Source organism: Methylophaga sp. UBA2496 (assembly GCF_002341635.1).
GTDB lineage: Bacteria > Pseudomonadota > Gammaproteobacteria > Nitrosococcales > Methylophagaceae > Methylophaga.
On the sequence record NZ_DDOK01000005.1, the window covers coordinates 256,307 to 278,149 of the forward strand.

21 protein-coding genes are annotated in these 21,843 nt (G+C 43.8%); 9 read left to right on the forward strand and 12 right to left on the reverse strand.

What is annotated here, in order from left to right:
• Nucleotides 1-369 (reverse strand): hypothetical protein, encoded by a 369-nt coding sequence (locus B2W60_RS08370; protein ID WP_292359774.1) that lies wholly within the window; start codon nucleotides 367-369, stop codon nucleotides 1-3.
• A 158-nt stretch (nucleotides 370-527) separates the two neighbouring features.
• On the opposite strand from B2W60_RS08370, the gene B2W60_RS08375 reads away from it, so the two are divergent.
• Both B2W60_RS08375 and B2W60_RS08380 read left to right on the forward strand, forming a co-directional pair.
• Nucleotides 528-839 (forward strand): hypothetical protein, encoded by a 312-nt coding sequence (locus B2W60_RS08375; protein WP_292359772.1) that lies wholly within the window; start codon nucleotides 528-530, stop codon nucleotides 837-839.
• Nucleotides 840-995: 156 nt separating this feature from the next.
• Complete coding sequence (locus B2W60_RS08380; RefSeq protein ID WP_292359770.1) at nucleotides 996-1,793, forward strand: hypothetical protein; 798 nt, start codon at nucleotides 996-998, stop codon at nucleotides 1,791-1,793.
• 6 nt (nucleotides 1,794-1,799) lie between these two features.
• On the opposite strand, the gene B2W60_RS08385 is transcribed toward B2W60_RS08380, so the two are convergent.
• The 3 genes from B2W60_RS08385 to B2W60_RS08395 form a co-directional block, all read right to left on the reverse strand.
• Nucleotides 1,800-2,375, reverse strand: a complete 576-nt coding sequence (locus B2W60_RS08385) for a TetR/AcrR family transcriptional regulator (protein WP_292359768.1) — start codon at nucleotides 2,373-2,375, stop codon at nucleotides 1,800-1,802.
• Between the two features lie 440 nt (nucleotides 2,376-2,815).
• The gene (gene pqqA, locus B2W60_RS08390) at nucleotides 2,816-2,887 is read right to left on the reverse strand and encodes a pyrroloquinoline quinone precursor peptide PqqA (protein ID WP_081443609.1); all 72 of its coding nucleotides are present in this window, start codon (nucleotides 2,885-2,887) and stop codon (nucleotides 2,816-2,818) included.
• Between the two features lie 98 nt (nucleotides 2,888-2,985).
• Nucleotides 2,986-4,317: a mechanosensitive ion channel family protein gene (locus B2W60_RS08395; RefSeq protein ID WP_292359766.1), complete on the reverse strand. Its 1,332-nt coding sequence runs from the start codon at nucleotides 4,315-4,317 to the stop codon at nucleotides 2,986-2,988.
• Nucleotides 4,318-4,441: 124 nt separating this feature from the next.
• On the opposite strand from B2W60_RS08395, the gene B2W60_RS08400 reads away from it, so the two are divergent.
• Nucleotides 4,442-5,188, forward strand: coding sequence for an SDR family oxidoreductase (locus B2W60_RS08400; RefSeq protein ID WP_292359765.1), 747 nt, complete (start codon nucleotides 4,442-4,444; stop codon nucleotides 5,186-5,188).
• Between the two features lie 81 nt (nucleotides 5,189-5,269).
• Here the strand turns inward: B2W60_RS08400 and B2W60_RS08405 are convergent, their stop codons facing one another.
• The 3 genes from B2W60_RS08405 to B2W60_RS08415 all read right to left on the reverse strand — a co-directional run bounded on the left by B2W60_RS08405 (nucleotide 5,270) and on the right by B2W60_RS08415 (nucleotide 7,891).
• Nucleotides 5,270-5,473 carry a cold-shock protein gene (locus tag B2W60_RS08405; protein WP_014706925.1) on the reverse strand — a complete coding sequence of 68 codons (204 nt, stop codon included), beginning with the start codon at nucleotides 5,471-5,473 and terminating at the stop codon, nucleotides 5,270-5,272.
• Between the two features lie 262 nt (nucleotides 5,474-5,735).
• The gene (locus B2W60_RS08410) at nucleotides 5,736-6,764 is read right to left on the reverse strand and encodes an acyltransferase family protein (protein WP_292359763.1); all 1,029 of its coding nucleotides are present in this window, start codon (nucleotides 6,762-6,764) and stop codon (nucleotides 5,736-5,738) included.
• Between the two features lie 119 nt (nucleotides 6,765-6,883).
• Nucleotides 6,884-7,891 carry a sensor domain-containing diguanylate cyclase gene (locus B2W60_RS08415; RefSeq protein ID WP_292359762.1) on the reverse strand — a complete coding sequence of 336 codons (1,008 nt, stop codon included), beginning with the start codon at nucleotides 7,889-7,891 and terminating at the stop codon, nucleotides 6,884-6,886.
• 100 nt (nucleotides 7,892-7,991) lie between these two features.
• On the opposite strand from B2W60_RS08415, the gene B2W60_RS08420 reads away from it, so the two are divergent.
• On the forward strand, nucleotides 7,992-9,068 hold the full coding sequence (locus B2W60_RS08420; RefSeq protein ID WP_292359760.1) for a DUF3080 family protein: 1,077 nt from the start codon (nucleotides 7,992-7,994) through the stop codon (nucleotides 9,066-9,068).
• Between the two features lie 3 nt (nucleotides 9,069-9,071).
• Here B2W60_RS08420 and B2W60_RS08425 read toward each other — a convergent pair whose 3' ends face one another.
• The 4 genes from B2W60_RS08425 to B2W60_RS08440 form a co-directional block, all read right to left on the reverse strand.
• Nucleotides 9,072-10,685: a methyl-accepting chemotaxis protein gene (locus tag B2W60_RS08425; RefSeq protein ID WP_292359758.1), complete on the reverse strand. Its 1,614-nt coding sequence runs from the start codon at nucleotides 10,683-10,685 to the stop codon at nucleotides 9,072-9,074.
• Between the two features lie 312 nt (nucleotides 10,686-10,997).
• A complete protein-coding gene (locus tag B2W60_RS08430) occupies nucleotides 10,998-11,369 on the reverse strand; it encodes a helix-turn-helix domain-containing protein (RefSeq protein ID WP_292359756.1) in 372 nt (123 codons plus the stop codon).
• Between the two features lie 91 nt (nucleotides 11,370-11,460).
• On the reverse strand, nucleotides 11,461-11,985 hold the full coding sequence (locus B2W60_RS08435) for an NADPH-dependent FMN reductase (RefSeq protein ID WP_292359754.1): 525 nt from the start codon (nucleotides 11,983-11,985) through the stop codon (nucleotides 11,461-11,463).
• Between the two features lie 108 nt (nucleotides 11,986-12,093).
• Nucleotides 12,094-12,369, reverse strand: a complete 276-nt coding sequence (locus B2W60_RS08440; RefSeq protein ID WP_292359752.1) for a cupin domain-containing protein — start codon at nucleotides 12,367-12,369, stop codon at nucleotides 12,094-12,096.
• A 265-nt stretch (nucleotides 12,370-12,634) separates the two neighbouring features.
• On the opposite strand from B2W60_RS08440, the gene B2W60_RS08445 reads away from it, so the two are divergent.
• Nucleotides 12,635-14,848, forward strand: coding sequence for a TonB-dependent receptor (locus tag B2W60_RS08445; protein ID WP_292359750.1), 2,214 nt, complete (start codon nucleotides 12,635-12,637; stop codon nucleotides 14,846-14,848).
• A 71-nt stretch (nucleotides 14,849-14,919) separates the two neighbouring features.
• On the opposite strand, the gene B2W60_RS08450 is transcribed toward B2W60_RS08445, so the two are convergent.
• Entirely contained in the window at nucleotides 14,920-16,602 is a 1,683-nt protein-coding gene (locus B2W60_RS08450) for an NAD-dependent malic enzyme (protein ID WP_292359748.1), read from the reverse strand.
• 239 nt (nucleotides 16,603-16,841) lie between these two features.
• Between B2W60_RS08450 and B2W60_RS08455 the strand changes: the two genes are divergently transcribed.
• The 4 genes from B2W60_RS08455 (at nucleotide 16,842) to rbbA (ending at nucleotide 21,843) form a co-directional block, all read left to right on the forward strand.
• Nucleotides 16,842-17,183 (forward strand): DUF2845 domain-containing protein, encoded by a 342-nt coding sequence (locus B2W60_RS08455; protein ID WP_292359746.1) that lies wholly within the window; start codon nucleotides 16,842-16,844, stop codon nucleotides 17,181-17,183.
• A gap of 228 nt (nucleotides 17,184-17,411) precedes the next feature.
• The gene (locus B2W60_RS08460) at nucleotides 17,412-17,720 is read left to right on the forward strand and encodes a hypothetical protein (protein WP_292359744.1); all 309 of its coding nucleotides are present in this window, start codon (nucleotides 17,412-17,414) and stop codon (nucleotides 17,718-17,720) included.
• 269 nt (nucleotides 17,721-17,989) lie between these two features.
• Nucleotides 17,990-19,063 (forward strand): HlyD family secretion protein, encoded by a 1,074-nt coding sequence (locus tag B2W60_RS08465; RefSeq protein ID WP_292359742.1) that lies wholly within the window; start codon nucleotides 17,990-17,992, stop codon nucleotides 19,061-19,063.
• The gene (gene rbbA / locus B2W60_RS08470) at nucleotides 19,063-21,843 is read left to right on the forward strand and encodes a ribosome-associated ATPase/putative transporter RbbA (RefSeq protein WP_292359740.1); all 2,781 of its coding nucleotides are present in this window, start codon (nucleotides 19,063-19,065) and stop codon (nucleotides 21,841-21,843) included. The genes B2W60_RS08465 and rbbA overlap by 1 nt, the downstream gene beginning before the upstream one ends.

Consider the following 21,843-nt stretch of genomic DNA (forward strand, 5'->3'; position numbering starts at 1 on the left):
TCAAATGCGTTTGAGTTTTGGCAGATGCTGTTTTAAATGTGATTTGATGTCTTCAATATCAGCTGAAAATACCAAAGCATAAATTTCTCGTTGCATGGTATCGGTTATGAAGGGATAAATTTCATAACCCTCTGCATAAAGTTCTGCTCGTGCCCGGCAAACTTTACGAATACCTTCACTGAACGCGAGGTTATCCACGGCCAGCAAATCCGACTCACCCATAGTCCATTGCTGATCTTTCCAGTGCTCAAAACACCAGTGAGTTAATTGCAGAACAGGATCAATTTTATCCTGCTCAACCTTGTCTGTTTGTTCATTACAACCCAGCAAACAGCCGACCAGGCTGAGGATGAAAAGCTGATGTCGCATTGGCAAACTCCACGGCAATATTCGTTGGAACAATATTGCCTGCTTTTGAGCTCAAACACCAACCTTTGATGGTCATATTAATTGCTGATCAACAGGCAATGACAAATTGTTTTTATCAGGTCATTATCTGTATGGAGCCATCTTAAATAAGGGTATCAATGGATAAGTTTTCAACCATAGGCGTGATTCTGTTGCTGATTCTTGCAGTAGTTGGCGGATATATGACTGGGTTGTTTGCCGGATATTTATACGATTTGGGAAAACGCCGACTGGGAAAAGTGTTAACGGTGATGTTGAATCTGGTGTTTTATATTGTTCCAGCCTGGGCCATTCTGAGTATTGTGTCTGATGATGGGTTACTGTTTTTTTATCTGTTATTGCTGGTTTTCTATTTTCTGGGGATTCATGATTCAAAACAACCCTCGATTCGCGATGATAAACCTGATAAAAATTATGAGCCCTATGATTAATATGACTTACCGGATAACTTTAGTGAAGATGTATCGCGCATCAAGCATGTTTAATTTCTTTTAACAATAACAATCAAATGTAACAATCTACTGGAATAGGTTTTGCCACGTCGGTCCGGGTATGAACAAATACCAATATACAAACGGGAGTTATTGTTGAAAACAGCATTACATCGCGGCCAGAGTATTGCTGCACTGACTATGCTCAGTTGCGTGCTATTGGCATTCATTCCATTTGAGTCAAATGCGGGAAACCAACTAAGTGAGATGCTTAAAGTCACTCTGACGGTGTATGCCATTGCACGTGGACTGAATGCCGTCATTTCAGTTGCTCAGGGTACGGAATTGTCCATCGAACCAATGGGGGTTGGCCTGACGCTTACCCCGGGACAAATACTGGACCCGCTGAATGATTTGATTGAACAGTTTTCTACGGTGCTCTTAATGGCCTCCGCATCATTGGGTATCCAGAAGATCCTGTTATCCATGGGAGATATTGCCATATTCCGTTGGCTACTAGCTGGCTTTGCAGCCATTGTCTTGGTGCTGGTACTTTGGCAAAAATTACCTGAACGCTGGTCTGCAAGATTGTTCAATCTGGTGCTGGTAATTACCTTACTGAGGTTGGCTATTCCATTGACGATCATGGCATCCAATCAGGTGCAGGTTTGGCTGGAACACGATAGACAAGACGCGATAGCCGTTTTACAAACCACCCGGCAGCAAGTGGCTGCACTGCAGCCTGATCCCGAGGAACCGTCACGCACATGGTATCAAGGATTTAAAGATAACCTGGATGTAAAAGCCAGATTGCAGGATATTCAACAAAAAGCCGAGCAGGGCATTAATGCTGCCATTTATTTATTAGCTGAGTTTGTATTAATTATGCTGATTTTGCCGATTGGCTTTTTGTTTGTTGCCTGGCGATTGATAACGAAACTTACCCGAACGTAACCTTAGTTATTTAAGGAATCGTAATGTTTTCGCCATCATCAATTGTTTATCAAGAATGCGTCTGGTTCGATTAAATTGTGGACTATTATCGGTAAGCCAACTGCAGAATGTAAGCAGATAGATACCGGTCAGCACCGTTTCATCAACGGCCCGCCATGGCAATGTGGAATGTTGTGCTGAAGCTTCCCGTAACCACTGAACTGTTCGGCTGATCCGCAGCAAAGCGGGTACCTGGATATGCAGATGCCCCGGTTCCAGTTTATTCACGATCATTTGTCGGGTAACACGCTGATTTAATGCCAGGGGTTCCAGCCAGGCCATTAACAAATGATGAAATTTCTGCTGATTGTTTAGTGTTGGAAATATGGATGACTGGATTGAGTTGAGCATATTCAGGTCGGCCCGATCAAACCAGGCATCGCTGATTTGTTCTTTTTCAGCGAAACAACCATACATATCAGCCAGTGAAATATTCAAATCAGCTGCAATTTCGACTAAACGAAGGGATTCCCATGATGTGGCAGAAGCCAGTTTGACTGCGCTATCAACAATCTCCTGCTGTAAATCAGTATGTTGAGTCATGATGCCTCTCCAATAACTGGTCAGGACTAGGGTCTGTTGATCTTTCATAGCCACCACTGCTGGAGGCTATTTTTTCGTCCAACACCGTGGGGCGGAAAAATAGTCCCAGCCCTTCGGGTTGTGCCAGAAAATCCACCACTCTGCGTTATTCGTCATTTATTTAGAACGACTACAAAAACGTCGGGACAAGCAATGTTCCAGACATTGCTTTTGCATACACTCCATCCATGGAGATAAACGTTTTTGAGCGTCAGCCCCGAAGGGGTGAGATACACGGATGTATCTCACAAACGACATTCCCGCGCCTTGATTGGTGCATTTTCAGTCACAACAGAGGCGGCTATGAAAGATCAACAGACCCTAGCATAACGTAAAAATGGCAGGCAAAAAAAAAGCCCCGAACAATGTCGGGGCTTTTTGATGTTTAGCTTGTCTGCAGATTAACGGTTGCAGATGTACATAGTAACTTCAAAGCCAAAACGCATATCTGAGTATTCTGGTTTAGTCCACATGTCGATTTCTCCAAATTTATTAAGAAATAATTTCTTGTTACGGATTAAATAATACGCTTGAGGAAAACTATTTTTATCAGTAATTAGCTCAATGACACTCAGGATTTTCCTGAATCCTTAAACCGTCTTTCATCTGCATTAAGAATTTTAACTTCACGCTGTGGATAAGGAATTTCGATATTGTGTTCCTTTAAAGCATCCCAAATCATCAGTAACAGATCCGCACCGACTCGATTTTCCCCATCATCTATGCCTTCCATCCAGAACTCGATCAGGATATCGACCCCTGAGTCACCAAAGCCTGCAATTTCAGCATCAGGGCGTTCTTCAATTGGAATATCATCACCACTAATAACCCTTGGATGACTGGCCACGACTTCACGTAATAATTCAAATAGAAAGTGCAAATCAGTTTTGTAAGAGACCTGGAATTCAATATCGTAACGTTGCTTGATATTTTTGTGCGTCCAGTTGGTAAAACTGGTCGTTATAAACTGTTCATTAGGCACCATAATATCTTTGCCATCAAAGGTTTCCAGTGTGGTTGAACGCATATTGAGTTCGCGGATAATACCTTTACGTCCGTCTTCCATTTCGATGTAATCGCCAACACTTAAAGAACGTTCAAGTAGCAGAATAATGCCGGAGATAAAATTGGAAGCAATAGACTGTAAACCAAACCCCAACCCCACACCTAACGCACCACCGAATACTGCGAGAGCGGTGAGGTTAATACCCATAATCTGTAATAGCAGAATAAATACGATGAAAAACAGGGCAATTTGAAACAGTTTGGCAAATACCTCACGGGTACCAATATCCAAATCTTCCTGACTGCGGATAATTTGTTGTCCGGCATTGCTTGAAATACGGCCTAACCAGAACAAAATCGAGCCGAATATCAATACCCGGACAATCCCATAAGCGGAAATGTTGATATTGCCAACCTGAAACGACATGGATTCGAGATAAGCAATGACCGTGTCAAGCCAGCCAAACAGATGCAGAATTGCAATAGGTAAAATAACCCAAAGCGCCAGTTTCTTGAATAGGGCTTTATGTACGAGTCGATCGATCAGCTTATAGAGCATAAAAATGACTGCCCAGCTCATACAAACCTGAATTAACCAGCTTTGGCCGATCCATAAATGGCTGATATCAGCAGCAACTGAAAACGCCATGATCAACATTAACGGCAGGATCAAATCGCGGCTGCGATAAATGCTGTTACGAAATTTGAGTAAAGGACCTGACGCTGGAAGTTGTCTTAATAGCGGTGAGCGGTTTTTTAAAAAACTGGCAATGGAATATGCCAGCAGGCTGGCTAAAACAATCAACCCGATTTGGGAATAAAATTTCGGACTACTTGCCCAGTCCATGGCAATGCTCAGTGATTGAAAAAAGAGGGTTTCAATTTGCTGGATATCCATGACCATTCCGTATGATGTGCTAAAAGACTGCTAATGTAGGTGAGCACAAGCGTCGAATCAAGCGGGTCTGAATAGGACTTTTAAATACAATAGCTGATTTATGTGAAAAGCGGGAGGGATTTAGATGAATGTAACCTATGACATAACAGGTAAAACAGCCTTAGTGACAGGGGCTAACCGGGGTATTGGTAAAGCGATTGTCGAGGCTTTTATCCACGCAGGTGTCAGCAAAATTTATTTGGCCGTTCGTGATGTCGCATCAGCTGATGCATTATTAGCGCAATATCCCGAACAGCTTGTTGCCATTGCGGTAGATTTAGCAAAGCCAGAAACCATATTTGCTGCTGCCAAAAAAGCCAATGATGTTGATCTGGTCGTAAATAATGCAGGTATTTTGCTAATGGCAATGCCGTTAGATGATCGTGTGGTTGAAGCCTTACAAACGCAGATGGCAGTTAATGTAAACGGTTTGCTCTATATGGCTCAGGCCTTTGCGCCTGTATTGAAATCAAATGGTGGCGGGGCCTTTGTTCAGCTTAATTCAATTGCTTCATTAAGATCTTTCCCGGCCTTTTCAAGCTATGCAGCCTCTAAAGCCGCAGCTTATTCATTAACTCAGGCCTTACAGGAGCAGCTTGCTGAACAAGGCACCAGAGTAATGAGTGTGCATCCCGGGCCAATAGCAACCGATATGGCAAAAGAGGCTGGGTTTAATGATATTGCAGAAACTGCTGATACCGTTGCAAAAGCAATTATTGATGGCCTTAAAGCGGGGCAATTTCATGTGTTTCCAGATACTATGGCACAGGACATGTGGATGCAATATCAGAGTTTTGCCCGTAATGTTGTGGAAGCTGACAGTGTTGAATAACACCCAGATACAAAAAAGCCCCGGTTAAGGGGCTTTTCGTTTCACCGAGAGGTGAAAGACAAACTGTTATATCGTGTGCAATTAAGCAGGAACGATATTTTCAGCTTGTGGACCTTTTTGACCTTGAGTAACATCAAATGTTACACGTTGGCCTTCAGTCAATGTTTTGAAACCGTCACCTTGGATTTGACGGAAATGTGCGAAAACGTCAGGGCCGTTTTCTTGTTCGATAAAACCAAAGCCTTTAGCTTCGTTAAACCATTTAACTGTTCCAGTTGAAGACATAAATCATCCTATTTTTTGTAAATCTAAAAATGCCCATGCGGGCGGGTTTGCTGTAAGTGGAGCGGGTATTTTGAAAACAGGACGAGTACTCTTTGGATCTAACATTAAAGCGGAAACATCGAACTTGAAAACAAATATCTGTCGTACTTGCAAGCACAATCGACTATATAGAGATTATTTGTAAAGGTCAAAACATATTTTTGTAAAAAACGAAATAGTATGGGGCTTGAGTAAACACTGTTCTCGGCTTCAAGTCACAATGCTAATTCATTACTGGTACAGGTGTGCGCTTTTGTCGCCTTTGACGAAACCATGTCAGGCACGGTTTCTCGACGTAATAATGGATAAGTGTTGCCAGAAGAAAAGATACAACAACAGCCATTGTTACGCCTGTTAACCCTGATAAACCCATTGCGTAGCTCTGATCGATGATTCCATAACCAATGTTCTGGTGTATCAAATACAGCGAATATGACAGGCTACCTAACCAGAGGGTGATGGTGTTAACAATAAAATTCAAATAACCGCTTATGGCCATAACAAACACGCCATAGCACGCTAATACAAAAATATTGAACGGTGCAGGATAGGCAATCAGAGCATGACTCATTGCCAGCGCAAGAAAAAAAACGTCTATTGCAGGCAAACTGCCCGATTTATGCCAGTTGTACAATAAAATCCCACTGATAAACAAAGGTGCATACAAGACAAACAGTAATTCGTGAGTAATGAACAGCATTGTGTGAGATAAATTTTCCATATTCATCACAGCGAGATAACTGATTATGATCCAACCGAATAAAACGATGCGTAACAATTGCCAGCTTTTCAAGGTATAAAACAGTAACGCCATCCAGACATAAAATGTGACCTCAATCACCAGGCTCCAGTAGGCTCCATCTACATGGGCATGATTAAAATAACTGTGAAGCAGCGTGAAGTTCATCAGGGCTGAACTCAACGGAACAGTTCGATCAGGAGGGCCAAGTAGATGAACAGCCATGAAAGTCAGAATAATGCCAACCCATAAAGCGGGTAATAATCGAAAAGCGCGGGCTAAACCAAATTTGCCTGCATGTTGTGTTCTCTCCAGAGTCATGAAAATGACAAAACCACTAAGCATGAAAAATAAATGAACGCCATAACGACCAAATTCCAGCACATCGGGCGGAGTGAATGCATGACCGTACAATTCGTTGTAATAAGGAAAATAATGAAAAAGAACTACGCCTAACGCTGCAATTCCTCGCAATGCATCAAGTGCCTGCAGTCGGTTTTTGGCCTTCGCCATACATCGCTCCTGCTGTAGAAATGCTGATGAGTATAACGTTCGAGAATTAACGCAGACTTAACATAGGCTATATAAACAGGAATTAATGCTATTTGAGAATAGCAGAATTACTAAAAAAATCACGACACAACACAGTTTTTTCCTTGATGCTTCGCAGCATAAAGATTGCGATCTGCTCGGCTGAGCAGGGCAAAAATACCATCATCCTGTTCACAATACTCGGTCAGACCAATGCTGACGGTAAAGGTTACTTTTTCGCCACTGACTAACGGCAGACTTAATTGCTCTACACACTCACGCATCCGTTCTGCTAGCGTCAGCGCTGAAGCCAGATCGGTTTCCGGTAAAACCATGGCAAACTCTTCACCACCAATACGACCAAAAATATCGTACGAACGCTTTGAACTCATAATGCATTCGCTGAATAACTTTATGGCCTCATCGCCGGTGTTATGGCCATGCAGATCATTTATACGTTTAAAGTCATCGATATCAAACATCAATAAACATAATGTTCGATTATGACGGGAGGTACGTTGCAATTCGGTTTCTGCTTGAGCAATAAATGCCCTGCGATTCCAGATCCCAGTTAAATCATCCGTATTGGCAAGATATTCTAATGTTGTTGCGACTTCTTCCAGTTCAAAGTTCTTTTCCAGAATATCCAGGTGGGCTTCAAATATATTACGTAACTGCACCAGCATTTTGCGTTGCAATTCACTGTAATAATGCGTTTTTGTATCCAGAACACACAATGAACCAAACGGATCACCATTAGGCCAGCTGACGGGGACGCCCAGATAATTGATCATGCCTAATCTGGAATCATACTTATCTTTCCAGTTATCGTCCTCATTGGCATTGGCGACAAACAGGGTTTGCTGATGATCAATAACAAATTCGCAGTACCTTCCTGAACCGGTCAATTGAAATTGTTTATTGATTTGATAAGGGTTTTCAGGTGCTCGATTTTTTACTTTTACAACAAGTTGATCATAGCTGTTAATACACGTCAACAAAGCCGCTGGTGTTTCCATAAACTCAGCTAACAAATCAATCAGATCCTGCCATTGCTGAAAATAATCATCGCTTACAATCGGATGAGACATATTCAATTTATTGGTCAAGGAGTTGATCCTTTGTTTTTACACCTAATCAAGAGCATACAATAAATTTAAAACGAGTCTTTAACCTATTTAAAGTGTCTGAAAAATAGGTTCCCAGTTTTTGGTTAAAAACGCATTATTAATGTCTGTTCCGTATCGAATTACATTCCTGTTAACTTGCCTGTTCGGGTTGATTGGCTGCGACCCGTTCGCTAAACCTGAAACCATGATGGATGAGTATGTAAAAAGGTTAGGCCATGTACTGGATGTTGAGCCGAAATACTCTGATTTAATTTATATTGAAAGAATACCCAGACCTCGGGAGCGCAAGTTATCAATCCCGGAAACCGAGATAAATATGCTCGACTTTTTGGCGTTGTATGGTTGTGAATTGCAATTTGTTGTCGGTGAGAAAAACTCGATTATGGGCCGAGTCATGCAGCCGTTGAATAATCTGCGTTATGAATTACGTTTTATTGAAGCGGCCAGGGTATGTTTAGCAGAGATTGATAACGACAACTTGCGACAAAAAGTTTCAGAAGCGATTGAAACAAAACAGCAGTCTTTACCACTAATTATCTGGAATGCTACCTGGGGAACTGATGAAATAGCCAGATTGATGAGCCTGTCCAATGGGCTGTATCAGCCCGAACAGAGCCAGCATGAAATATCGACATATTCTAATGATATTAACTATTTAAATTCGGTTGTCAGAAAGCTCCAAGCTGGTGATTATGCAGATGATCTGAATTACGTGGGTGATATACAACAGCGCTGGCAATATGGAAGCAGGGCAGGTCAGTTGCACAATAGTGTGAGATTACTGGCCAGCAGGCTTGATGATGCAACACAAATCCTGAAACAGCGAATTCATCAAAAAACCTTATGTCCACAAGGTCAACCCAATAATAAGGCAAAAATTGTAGAGTCGGTGTTCTTCAATGTCTACATCGCTAACGTTCAGCCATATCTGTCCAGCGTGAATCGTGGAGCCGAACAGTTATTCAAACCATTAGCCGAACTGGCTGACATCCAACAGCATGTCATGCCGGACTCTTTTCGGCCCTATTACGATCAAAGTTTACGTTGGGATAATGATAAAGGGCTTTGGAGCAAGTATCAGCAACAAGTTAAAGCGCACACTGAAGCCTGGCAGGATTTGCTGGAACAATGTGGTCTTCGGCCCACTCCTGATTAATATCTAAACCTTAAAGCGACTCATCATTTGTTTCATAGCGTCTGAAAAGCGTCTGATTTCCTGGGAGAGCTCTTCACCGGTTTCAGCGACTTCACTGGCCGATTCTGTCTGTTCATTCAGGCCATGCAGATTTTTACTGATCTCTTCGGCAACACAGGTTTGTTCCTCAGTTGCCTGAGCAGTTTGAGTTGCCATGTCGTTAACACGGTTAGAAGATTCCTGGATTTCATGGAAGACCACATCGGCTTCGACAAAAGTACTCGCGGTTTCATCTGCATTCACTTTACCTTCAGAGATAGCCTTGGAAGATGCACTGACGGAAAGCTGTAATTGCTGAATGATTTTATCTATGTCATTAGTACTTTGCTGAGTTCGGGTCGCCAGGGTGCGGACCTCATCTGCTACAACGGCAAAGCCACGGCCATGTTCGCCAGCACGAGCGGCTTCAATGGCTGCATTCAACGCCAGTAAATTGGTTTGTTCGGCAACACCACGAATAACATCCAATACCGTCACTATATTATTTGAGTTGGTTTCCAGTTCCTGAGACGAATTCAAGACCAAATCCATATTACGGATCAGGGCCGAAATTTTTTCATTCGATGTTCTGACAACGGCCATACCCCGATCCGCTAAACCAGCAGTTTTATCGGCTTCTGATGCTGAGTTCGTAGCAACCTGTGCCATTTCCTTATTGGCCAGAGTCATTTCATGAACGGCGCTTACAATGGATTCAGTTGATAAATTTAACTTATGGTTAATGCTTTTAGTATGTTCTGAGGCATCTGAGAGACTGGCAGTCAGACTTCCCAGGTTGCCGACTTGTGACAGGATGTTTTTTATCAGATCCTGCAGGTTGGAAACAAATACGTTAAAGGCTTGGGCCAGATTGCCAAATTCATCTTTGGAAGACACGTCTATTCTTGCGGTGAGATCACCATCACCTGAAGCGATTTCATTGATACGTTTCACCAGGTAGTTAATATCATCTGTCAGCTTTTTAGGAATCAGATAACTGAACGTTAAGGCAATCAACAAGACAATACCAACAGCAATAAAAGTAAACGTCATTTTGGTACGGATAGCAGCAGCCAATTCTTTTTCGATGACCTCAAAACCGGTAATAACTGCTTCACCTGATTTATCAAGAATATCCCTCAATTCGGCAAACTCCTGATCTTCAACCTGTCCAAGGCGATTTAATGAAAGCTTGTTATTAAAAGCTTCAATTAAAGCGTTGGATGAGCTTACCCACTCCTGATAAGCCTGATCAAATACTGCCGGATCACCTGCTATTTCCGGAAAGTCTTTCAGGTACGCTCTGTAATCAGCATAACGCGCTGCAACTTGCTGGATATTTTCCTGCCGGTCTGCTTCCTGTTGTTCGGCATCAGATTGTCCGGAAAGAATATTTAATTGCGCTAACTTGGCTTGGTAAAGATCACGATCAGCATTCAGAATAACCTCACTTGCTGGCATAAAGCTTCGAGACTGAATTTCAATAAGATTGTTTTGTAATGACATCATCCACCAGAACATCGAGATGACGATAATAATGGTTAACCCCATGACCAATACCGGTAATGAGCTTTTGGTTCGAATGCTGTGGATGTTCATATCAATGTCCTTAGAGACCGCAAAATCGTGTAATTACCAGCTTATACATGTAGTTCCTTGCAGAAGGACTTATGTACAGCAATGTTGTCGACAATCTAAGGAAAACCTTTAGAAAAAACCTGAATTAATGACACATAAGTCACATTGTTGATTTAGAGGAAAAATGGGTTTGCTGAAAAAAAGATGTCGCCAAGCTCTACAGGAACAAGAGCCTGTGTGAGAGGATTTTTTCGCTATGGCAGGTTTGATAGCTTATCTTTAAAGGTTCAGAAACGATAGAACCGTTTCACCTGCAGTCGTTAGCATTCCAGTTTATTTGGACTTTGTTTTTTTGTTGGCTTTCTTTTTATTCTTATCGGCTTTTTTGGATTTGTTGACTTTGGCTTTTAATTTTTTTGCAGATTTTTTGTCTTTTTTAGTTTTGTCTTTGTTGTCTGTGTCCAGTTTGGTCTTAACTGGCTCGGGAAAGCAGTCAATTCCATTTGTGCGGTAACGTCCCAGCCAATATCGAACCTGCCCAAGACTTAATGTAGTTTGATCTGCCGTCTCAGTTTGAGTGGCACCTTCTGAAAGTAATAATAAAGCCTTTGCTCTTTCACTATTTACGGAGTTTTTTTCACTGATTTTACGAAGTTGTTTTTGGGCTTTTTTCTTTAATTCCAATAAAACTGCTGAGTCGTTCATGCTGGATCCCCAAAATAATGAATAAATGATCTAAAACACTTAATTTTTCGACATTACTGCAACTGTATTTCAAAAATGTGACAAACAGACCTTAGGCCAGTTTATTCATGGTTTCGTGCAACTGTTTATCATAGTCAGTATGAATAACCCGCCCACTGTCTGCATCGAAATTTTCATAAAAAGAGGGTAATGACATACTGCCTTTTATTTCTGCAGCAAAACGAGGAAGGGCGTTCAGCGCAATATCCATGACTGTTGCACCACCGCGTTCACCAGGAGATGTTGAAAGAAGAATAGTGGGTTTTTTCTGAAAGATTTTTTGTTCGATGCGAGAACACCAGTCAAACAGGTTTTTCCATGCCGCTGAATAGTTTCCATTGTGTTCTGCAAACGAAATAACCAATGCATCAGCACTGCCCAATTTAGCAATAAAAGCTTGTGCCAAAGCAGGTTGTCCCAGTTCTTTTTCTATATCAACACTGAATAAAGGCAGCTCATAATCATTCAGATCAAGAACTTCTACCTCTGCCTTGTCTACCAGACTTGCCGCATAAGTGACTAACTGCTTATTGATGGATTGTTTACTACTGCTGGCTGCAAAAGCGATGACTTTCATAAAATCTCCATTAATTGAAACTCAGTTTTGTGACAGGTAGCCTGTCGAAAAGTTGTTCATATTGCAAAAGTAAAAAAGGCATCCGAGGATGCCTTTATGTATTACTGACTAATCGTAGCTGTAATGTTTTTTCAGCTGTTTAGTGACTTGCCACATGCTTTTTAAACCTGTTGGGAAAATTGCATAATCACCAGGAACGATAGTGACTGGCTCGCCGCCGTCTGGTGTAACGACAATTTCACCTTCCAGAATGTAGGCTTTTTCGGTTTCATCAAAATCCAAACGGAATTCAGTGACCGGGCAATCCCAAATTTCCCAACCTGACACACCCAGTTCTTGTAAACGAGCTTCACTGGGGTTTTTTTCAATAATAATCTCTGGCATAAAAATCCTGATATATAAAAAAGTATGATCCTGGTTGTCATGCGACAAACCGATTGCTTTTACTGTCGTCCATGTCCTATCACACGGCAACATGTCAGTATTTGACCGGCAAATAATAGCAAACCTGACTCTTTAAATCCTAAATGTATCAGTTTAACCTGCTGCACAGGTGTTCTTGTCTATCTAAATGAAAATGATTAGTGTTTACATTGGCGTGTGTCGGGCGTAGCATATATTCCTTTGAAATCTACCCCGGAGACCCCCGATGCAAACAAAATTATCGCCTTTTGCGATATCCATTGGTTTAGCTTTATTGGCAACACAGACTTTAATGGCTGCAGAAAGTGATAATGATTCTGCAGTGTTAGATGCCATTACTGTTACAGCCAGTGCCGATGCTTCTGCTGAAGGTCTATCTCCAGCCTTTGCCGGTGGTCAAGTTGCTGAGGGGGGACGTGCAGGTATTCTGGGGACTAAAGATAATCTGGATACACCTTTTAGTATTACCAGCTATACCAACGAATTTATTCAGGACCGTCAGGCGCAGAGCGTCGGAGACGTCCTGCAAGCCGATCCCGGTGTCAGGGTTGCTCGCGGCTTTGGTAACTTTCAGGAAACCTACTTCATTCGGGGTTTTCTTCTTTATTCAGATGATGTTGCCTACAATGGTCTGTATTCGTTGTTACCCCGTCAATATATTGCGACAGAGTTATTTGAACGCGTTGAAGTATTGCGTGGTGCCTCAGCATTTCTGACAGGTGCCGCTCCGGGTGGGAACGGTATCGGAGGTGTGATTAATTTACTCCCTAAACGAGCTCCAAACTATGATTTGAACCGAATCACTGTCGGTGCATCGCACAATGATCAACGCAATGTCGCTGCGGATGTGGCACGTCGTTTCGGTGAAAATCAAGAGTTTGGTATTCGAGTCAATGCTGCCCATCACAATGGTGGTACTTCGATTGACGATGAAAACGCGGAGCTGAGCCTGTTCAGCGTCGGTTTGGATTATCGGGGTGATCGACTGCGTTTATCGGCGGATATGGGGTATCAAAATCATCAATTAGATGAAACCCGAACCAATGTAGCGATTAACGGCTTAACAGATGTCGTACCGAAAGCGCCAGATGCGAGCAAGAATTGGGCACAGCCCTGGAGCTATTCCAATGAAGAGGATGTGTTTGGCACCTTCCGGGCAGAATATGATCTCAATGACAATGTGACTGCCTGGGCAGCGTATGGTCTGCGTCGGACAGATGAGGATAATTCGCTAGCTAATTTTACGCTTCAGGATGCTCGTTCTGGTGAGGGTGTGATGGGCAGATTTGATAATACCCGCGAAGATCGGGTTGATACCGGGGAAATCGGCTTCAGAGGCAATTTTGATACCGGCGCAGTCGGGCATGAATGGGTGGTGTCATATTCGTATTTCCAATTGGAAACAAAGAATGCCTTCCTTGGTGAGTTTGGTGAGCGCCGTCTGGACAGTAATTTATACAATCCGGTTTATTACAACAGACCCGGATTTGGTAGTGGCGCTGCCACCGGAACATTCTTTGGCAATGACCTCGACTCGCCTGGGTTAACTGGCAGAACAAAACTGAATAGCTTTGCCATTGGTGACACGCTCTCTTTTATGGATGAGCGTTTGTTATTGACGCTGGGCGCCCGGCATCAGTCAATCAGGGTGGATAACTATAGTAGTGACTCAGAATTTGAGACAGCAGGGGTGCGGACTTCTTATGAGGACAGTGAGATCACCCCGGCAGTCGGCGCCGTGTTCAGGGTCACTGATCAAGTGTCACTCTATGCCAACTATATTGAGAGTTTAGCGCAAGGCGAGACGGCACCGAGCACCGGTGTGATTAATGTCGGAGAGTCATTATCTCCCTATGTTTCGGAACAAAAAGAAGTGGGCGTCAAATATGAGACGGGGCAGTTAGGTCTGGGCTTGGCCTATTTCACAACGTCAAAACCCAGAGCGGTCATTGAAAATAATATCTTTCAAGAGTCAGGAGAAGATGAACATAAAGGTATCGAACTGACCGTTTACGGCAAAGCTTCTGACAATGTCAAAGTTTTGGGTGGCGTGACCTGGCTGGATACAGAACAGAAAGACACCGGGGATGCCTTAATTGATGGCAATGAAGTAATTGGTGTAGCTGAGTGGCAGGGCAATCTCGGTGCAGAATGGGAAGTCCCGCACTTGAATGGTCTGGCGCTGGATACCCGGGTGACTTATACCGGTTCACGTTATGCTGATGACGCCAATACGCTGAAAGTCGATGACTGGACCACGGTTGATATTGGCGCCCGTTATATTATGGCTGTTGGAAATCAGGATGTGACACTAAGGGCACGTGTACACAACTTGTTTGACCGTAACTACTGGGCTTCGGTGGGTGGTTTTCCCGGAAGAGGCTATTTGGCGCTTGGTGCACCTCGCACCGTAATGGTAAGCGCCACAATGGACTTCTAAACTAAGCAATATCAGTTTAAAAAAACGGCTTGCAGATACAACTTTGCAAGCCGTTTTTTTATGTTCGCTTTTTAAACATTCACCCGTTGATAATCACGATAACGTGGCAGCCAGAAGTTATCTTCAATGGCCTGTAATAAAGTATTTTCAGTCATTTCAGGGGCGAGTCGTTTTTGCTGAGCCAGTTTGGCCACTGCAAAAGCAATTTTTTTACTGAGTTCTGCCGTTTCAGTCAGTGGGGGGAGAAGTTCCTGGTGACCACTGGTCGCCATTGGCGATGCAGCCGCCAGCACTTCACTGGCGATTATTAACATATCATCGGTAATTCGTTCGATACCCGCTGCCACCACAGCGAGACCCAGCCCCGGGAAAATGTAACTGTTATTGCATTGAGCGATAGGGTAAAAATTTCCATCATAAACGACCGGCGTGAAAGGGCTACCAGTTGCTATAAGTGCATTGCCATCTGTCCATTCGATAAGTTGTTGAGGATGAGCTTCAATCTGTTTGGATGGATTACTTAACGGGAAGATGATTGGTTTTGGGCAATGCGAATACATTGATTTGATAATGGTTTCGGTAAAAATCCCTGCCTGACCGGAAACACCAATTAATACGGTCGGTTTTGCATTATCAATCACTTCTGCCAGGTTGGCATTGATACCCGACATATTCCAGGTAGCACAAACCAGATCGAGTTGAGCTAGTTTTTGTTGAAAATCCGGTAGCCCGGGTAACGATTGGGTCAGTAGTCCCGGTCGGTCAATCATAAAAATGTGTTTGCGGGCATCAACTTCACTGGTACCTTCAGTCATCATTTGTGCCACGATTTGCTCGGCGATGCCACATCCAGCAGAGCCTGCACCGACAAATACAATGGTCTGTTCCGAGAGTGTTTGTTGTTTGGCACGACAGGCGGCCAGTAATGAACCAACGGTGACAGCTGCTGTTCCCTGAATATCATCATTAAAACAACACAATTCATCGCGATAACGATTGAGTAACGGCAGGGCTTTGCGTTGTTCAAAGTCCTCAAACTGTAACAATACCTTGGGCCAGCGTTTTTTGATGGCGCTAATAAACAAGTCCATAAACTCATCGTATTGCTGAGCATCAATACGTGGATGTTGCCAACCAATATATTGGGGATTATTCAGTAATTCAGCATTGTCCGTGCCAACGTCAAGCATGATGGGCAGGGTATACGCCGGGCTGATACCACCGCAGACGGTATATAGGGAAAGCTTGCCAATCGGGATACCCATACCACCGACGCCTTGATCCCCCAGACCGAGAATACGACTGCCATCCGTCACGACAATGACTTTGACTTTGCGTTTAGTGGCATTGAGCAGTATTTCATCTATGTTGTGACGATCCGGATAGGAAATAAACAAGCCTCTTGCCCGTCGATAGATTTGCGAAAAACGCTCACACGCATCACCCACAGTGGGGGTGTAAATGATCGGCATCATTTCCTGCAGATGCTGTTCCAGCAGGTAATAAAACAGCGTTTCATTATTATCCTGAATCGTCCGCAGATAAATGTGCTTGTTAATCGGTTCAATAAAACTGGAATATTGCTGATAGGCCCGTTCAGCCTGTTGTTTTATGGTTTCAAAACGTTGCGGAATCAAGCCTCTGAGATTGAACTGCTGTCGCTCGGCTTCGCTGAATGCAGTACCTTTATTAAGAAGTGATGTTGCCAGGAGGGTCGGGCCAGCGTAAGGAATATATATTGGTTTAAGCGACATTTGATTAACGATCCGGTTAATGGTGATTCAGCATCAATATAAACATCAGTCACAGTCAAGATTCAAATCTAAATTTCCGGGTCACCACGGACTTTATGAACCAGATACACGGAGCAATTCGTGAAAGAGTAGATATTTTTTGGATATAAGTCAGGTTTACCGGTTGACTAAAGGCTATTTAAAGTCGCATATTGTCACGAGTTTTTACAGATGCCCGCGGCTGAATAGTGAGAAAAATCATGTTTTTATCTAACCTTATTTCAGTGTCAATGGCGACACTCCTGCTCTCTGGCCCTGCATTTGCAGGGAATGCCTCTTCACACGAAGAAAGTATGGCCTGTGGAAGTAACAGCATCACCATTGGTATGAGCACTGATGACATAAAAACAATATGCGGTCAGTTTTGGGAGCCAGCGTTTATCAGTTCACATACTCGCCCCGTATTAAGGAAGGTTGCTGACTCAGATCAGGTAAACGACCATTTCGAAAAATGGCTATATCGCATCGTAGATAATCAGGAAACTCATGTCGTTATAAAAAATGGTCTGGTAGTAAAAATATTCAATACCCCACAGCCATAGAGTTAGATAAACAATCAATTCAAATAAAAAAGCGGTCTTAACAGACCGTTTTTTTATTGTCACAAACATCTTATTCATCGTGGATTGATTGGCATGTTTTCAGTCACACCTTAGACGGCGATAAAAGATAAACAGACCAAAGAATAATTATTTATAAGCTGCTGGATTTTTACTGTTTAATGACGAGTCGTAAGTTTATCTTTTAACACAACACTCGCAGAGCAACTGATGAAAACATCTACTATTTTGGTTTTACCCTTGCTTGGTTTTTTAAGTCTCCCGCTTTTTGCAGATGAAATGGAAAACAATAAACAGTGTGAACTGATCGCCAATCTGACCGGAGATTACTATCACCACAAGCAATCCGGTAAATCGAAACAGGACGTAGAGCAGACCATGCGTCCTGAGTTTGCAAACGACGAATTTTTACGGGTGGTCGATCTGGCGATTAACCTGGCTTATACCTTTCCCGATGACTTACCGGAAGAAGCCGTTGAACAGCAAGTATTTAAGGGCTGCGAACAGCACCAGCACTGATGCGGGTGGTGTGACCCTTGATCTGAATCAAACACACAGCAGATAAACTTATACTTTCGGTTTAACCAAGCATTTTTGTCGTACACTGACTACCACGGTGTAAAATATTAATGCGTATATTTATGGCTTGTTATTGACCAAACCTTCAATACATCCCTCACCGATAAACGGTATGGCAATGGGGCTTCTGATCACCAATAATCCGGCGTATTAATCGTGATTTTTCAGCTGCTTCGGCAGGTTTGATTTTTTAATAAGGACTGCAATGGATGCCACCTAACCGAAATTCCAAACTACTTCGCGCAGCCATATTGTTAGTTTTCATCGCATTGTCGATATTTTTCTTGTGGCGCTGGTATCTGGCCCCTGATCCAAATGCCGGTCTGGTGTATGGAAATGGCCGGATTGAAGCGACAGAAATTGATGTGGCAGCCAAAATGGCTGGGCGTATTCAGGATATCCTGGTTCGGGAAGGTGACTTTGTCACAGCTGGTCAGGTAGTGGCCAGAATGGATACTGAAAACCTGATGGCCCAGTTACGTGAGGCCCAGGCGTTGTTTCATCAAGCCGAGAGCTCCGTGGCTATTGCCAATAGTCAATTGGTACAGCGCGAAGCAGAAAAACAAGCGGCATTAGCTTTGGTTGCTCAGCGCGAGGCCGAATTAAATGTAGCTCGTAAGCGTTATGAGCGGTCTTCGTCGTTAGCAGGACGTGGCGCAACATCCCAACAGGAAGCAGATGATGATTTTGCTCGTCAGCAAAGTGCCATAGCCGCGGTCAGTGCTTCAAAGGCACAAGTAGCCGCTTCCGATGCTGCCATTGTCACAGCCAGAGCTCAAATGGCTGGAGCCGAATCGGCTTTATTAGGTGCTCAGGCCAGTATTGATCGTATTCAGGCAGATATTTCTGATAGTGAGCTTAAAGCTGTCCGTGATGGTCGAGTCCAGTATCGTATTGCCCAACCTGGAGAAGTCATTGCTGCTGGTGGACGCGTATTGAATCTGGTGGATCTGCGTGATGTATATATGACCTTCTTTTTACCGACCAGCAGTGCCGGACGTCTGGCATTAGGTACAGAGGTCAGAATTATTATCGATGCAGCACCGAATTATGTTTTTCCAGCCAAAGTATCTTTTGTCGCCGATGTCGCCCAGTTCACACCTAAGTCAGTCGAGACTGCCAGTGAACGGGAAAAACTGATGTTTCGGGTGCGTGCCCAAATTCCTCAGGATTTGCTGGATGCGAATATTCTTCGTGTAAAAACCGGTTTGCCAGGCATGGCGTTTATTCTTGAAAATGCACAAGGAGAGTGGCCAGAACATATGGCGGTGAGGATTCCTTAATGACCTGGTCGCCACTGACGGAGGTTAACAGCAAGCGCCCAGTTGTAGTGCTGAAAAATGTTCGTCTCGACTATGGCAAAACACAGGCATTGAAAAATCTGAATCTCGATATTCCAGCAGGGGTGATGGTTGGCGTCATCGGTCCTGATGGCGTCGGTAAATCCAGCTTGTTTTCGCTGATATCTGGTGCACATGCCATTCAGCATGGTGAGGTAGAGGTGCTTGGCGGTGATATGCAGCAAAAAAAGCATCGTCAATCGGTTTGCCCACGGATCGCCTATATGCCACAAGGTCTGGGTAAAAACCTCTATCACACGTTATCTGTATTCGAAAATGTCGACTTCTTTGCTCGTTTATTTGGCCAGGATCGGGCTGAGCGTGAACAACGCATCACACAATTATTGCAAGCCACCGGACTGAGTGCTTTTGCTAATCGTCCAGCAGGCAAACTATCCGGCGGTATGAAGCAGAAATTAGGATTATGCTGTGCGCTGATTCATGATCCGGACTTATTGATTCTGGATGAACCAACAACGGGTGTGGATCCGTTATCCAGACGCCAGTTCTGGACCTTGATTAATCGCATTCGGCAAGACAATCCTCTAATGAGTGTTTTAGTGGCCACCGCCTATATGGAAGAGGCCGCAGATTTTGATTGGTTGGTCGCTATCAATCAGGGTCAGGTATTGGCTACCGGAACCCCGCAGCAGCTACTTGAGCAAACTTCTACCACCTCACTGGAATCGGCTTTTATTGCCTTACTACCGGCGATACAACGTGGTCGCCACCAAGCAGTTGTGATTCCGCCGCGTAATGAATCTATTCAGGATGGTTTTGCGATCGAAGCGGATAATCTCACTATGCGCTTTGGTGATTTTACAGCGGTCGATAGGGTGAGTTTTCGTATACCGCGTGGTGAGATTTTCGGCTTTCTCGGTTCCAATGGTTGTGGCAAAACCACCACGATGAAAATGCTCACTGGCTTATTGGCCGCCACTGAAGGCCAGGCCAGGTTGTTTGGCAACATGATTGATCCTCATGATCTGACAACCCGACAACGCGTGGGCTATATGACGCAATCCTTCTCTTTGTATGGCGAACTCACAGTCAGGCAAAACCTGGATCTGCATGCACGTTTATTCAAACTGCCATCGCAGAATATTGCGAGTCGAATCAGCGAAATGGCAAAACGTTTTGAACTTGAAACGGTGATGGATAGTTTGCCGGAGTCGTTACCGTTAGGACAAAGACAACGATTATCGCTGGCGGTAGCGATGATTCATGGTCCGGAAATGCTGATTCTGGATGAACCGACATCAGGTGTTGATCCGATTGCCCGCGATGCGTTCTGGCAAATCATGGCGGATTTGGCGCGGCATGATGGGGTGACTATCTTTATCTCCACACATTTTATGAATGAAGCGGAGCGCTGTGACCGGATTTCATTGATGCATGCCGGACGGGTATTAGTGACAGATACTCCCGATAACTTAAAAGCCTTCAAGAAAACCACATCACTTGAAGATGCCTTTGTCGATTATCTGCAGGAAGAAGTCGATCGACACGAGAAAAAGCAAGCGGTTGCCGAACAAACTGCTGAAAACACTCTGCCAACACCCATTAAAACAGCTGTTGCTACGAATACGGATAACCGATTCAGCCTGCGACGTTTATATAGTTACAGCCGACGTGAAACACTCGAATTGCTCCGTGACCCTGTGCGTTTAACGCTGGCGATGGTGGGGACTTTATTACTGATGTTTGTAGTCGGCTATGGCATTAGTCTGGATGTTGAAGATCTCAAATTTGCTGTGCTGGATGCTGATCAATCTGCTACCAGTCGTGATTACACATTGAATTTATCCGGTTCACGTTATTTTATTGAGCAGCCTGCGCTATATAGCCATGCTGAAATAGAAAAGCGCATGCAGTCAGGTGAATTGAGTCTGGCGATCGAGATTCCCTATGGTTTCGGCCGGGATCTGGCACGTGGTCAATCTGTAGAAATTGGTGCCTGGATTGATGGTTCAATGCCAACCCGCGGTGAAAATGTTCGTGGATACGTGCAAGGGATGCACGCCCATTGGCTCACCACTAAATCAAGAGAAATACTGGGCTCGGCGATATTCGCTCAGCCGGCGACGATTGAAACCCGCTTTCGTTATAATCCCGATGTGAAAAGTTTGGTGGCAATGGTACCCGCGATGATTCCTTTGCTATTGATGTTGATTCCATCCATGTTGACGGCGCTTTCGGTGGTTCGTGAGAAAGAGTTGGGGTCGATTGTAAATCTGTATGTCACCCCGGTCAGTCGTCTGGAATTTCTGTTGGGTAAACAACTACCTTACATTGCGTTGGGCATGCTGAATTATTTTTTACTGGTGTTATTTGCTGTCTTTATCTTTCAAGTGCCCTTTACCGGCAGTTTTCTTACCTTGTCGTTTGCAGCACTATTCTATGTATTTTGTGCAACCTCGTTAGGGTTGTTGATATCGGCCTTTACCCGCAGCCAGATCGCGGCATTATTTGGCACAGCATTACTAACGCTGGTACCCGCGGTACAATTTTCCGGCATGATTGATCCGGTGTCTTCGATGCAAGGTGCCGGCAGATGGATTGGTGAGATTTATCCGGCGACGCATTTTCTCACCATTTCTCGTGGTGTGTTTTCCAAAGGGCTGTCTTACACCGATTTACAATCTGCCTTTATCGCTTTGTTTATTGCGGCTCCAGCCTTATTATTTATGGGCGTGATGTTACTGAAAAAGCAGGAGCGCTGA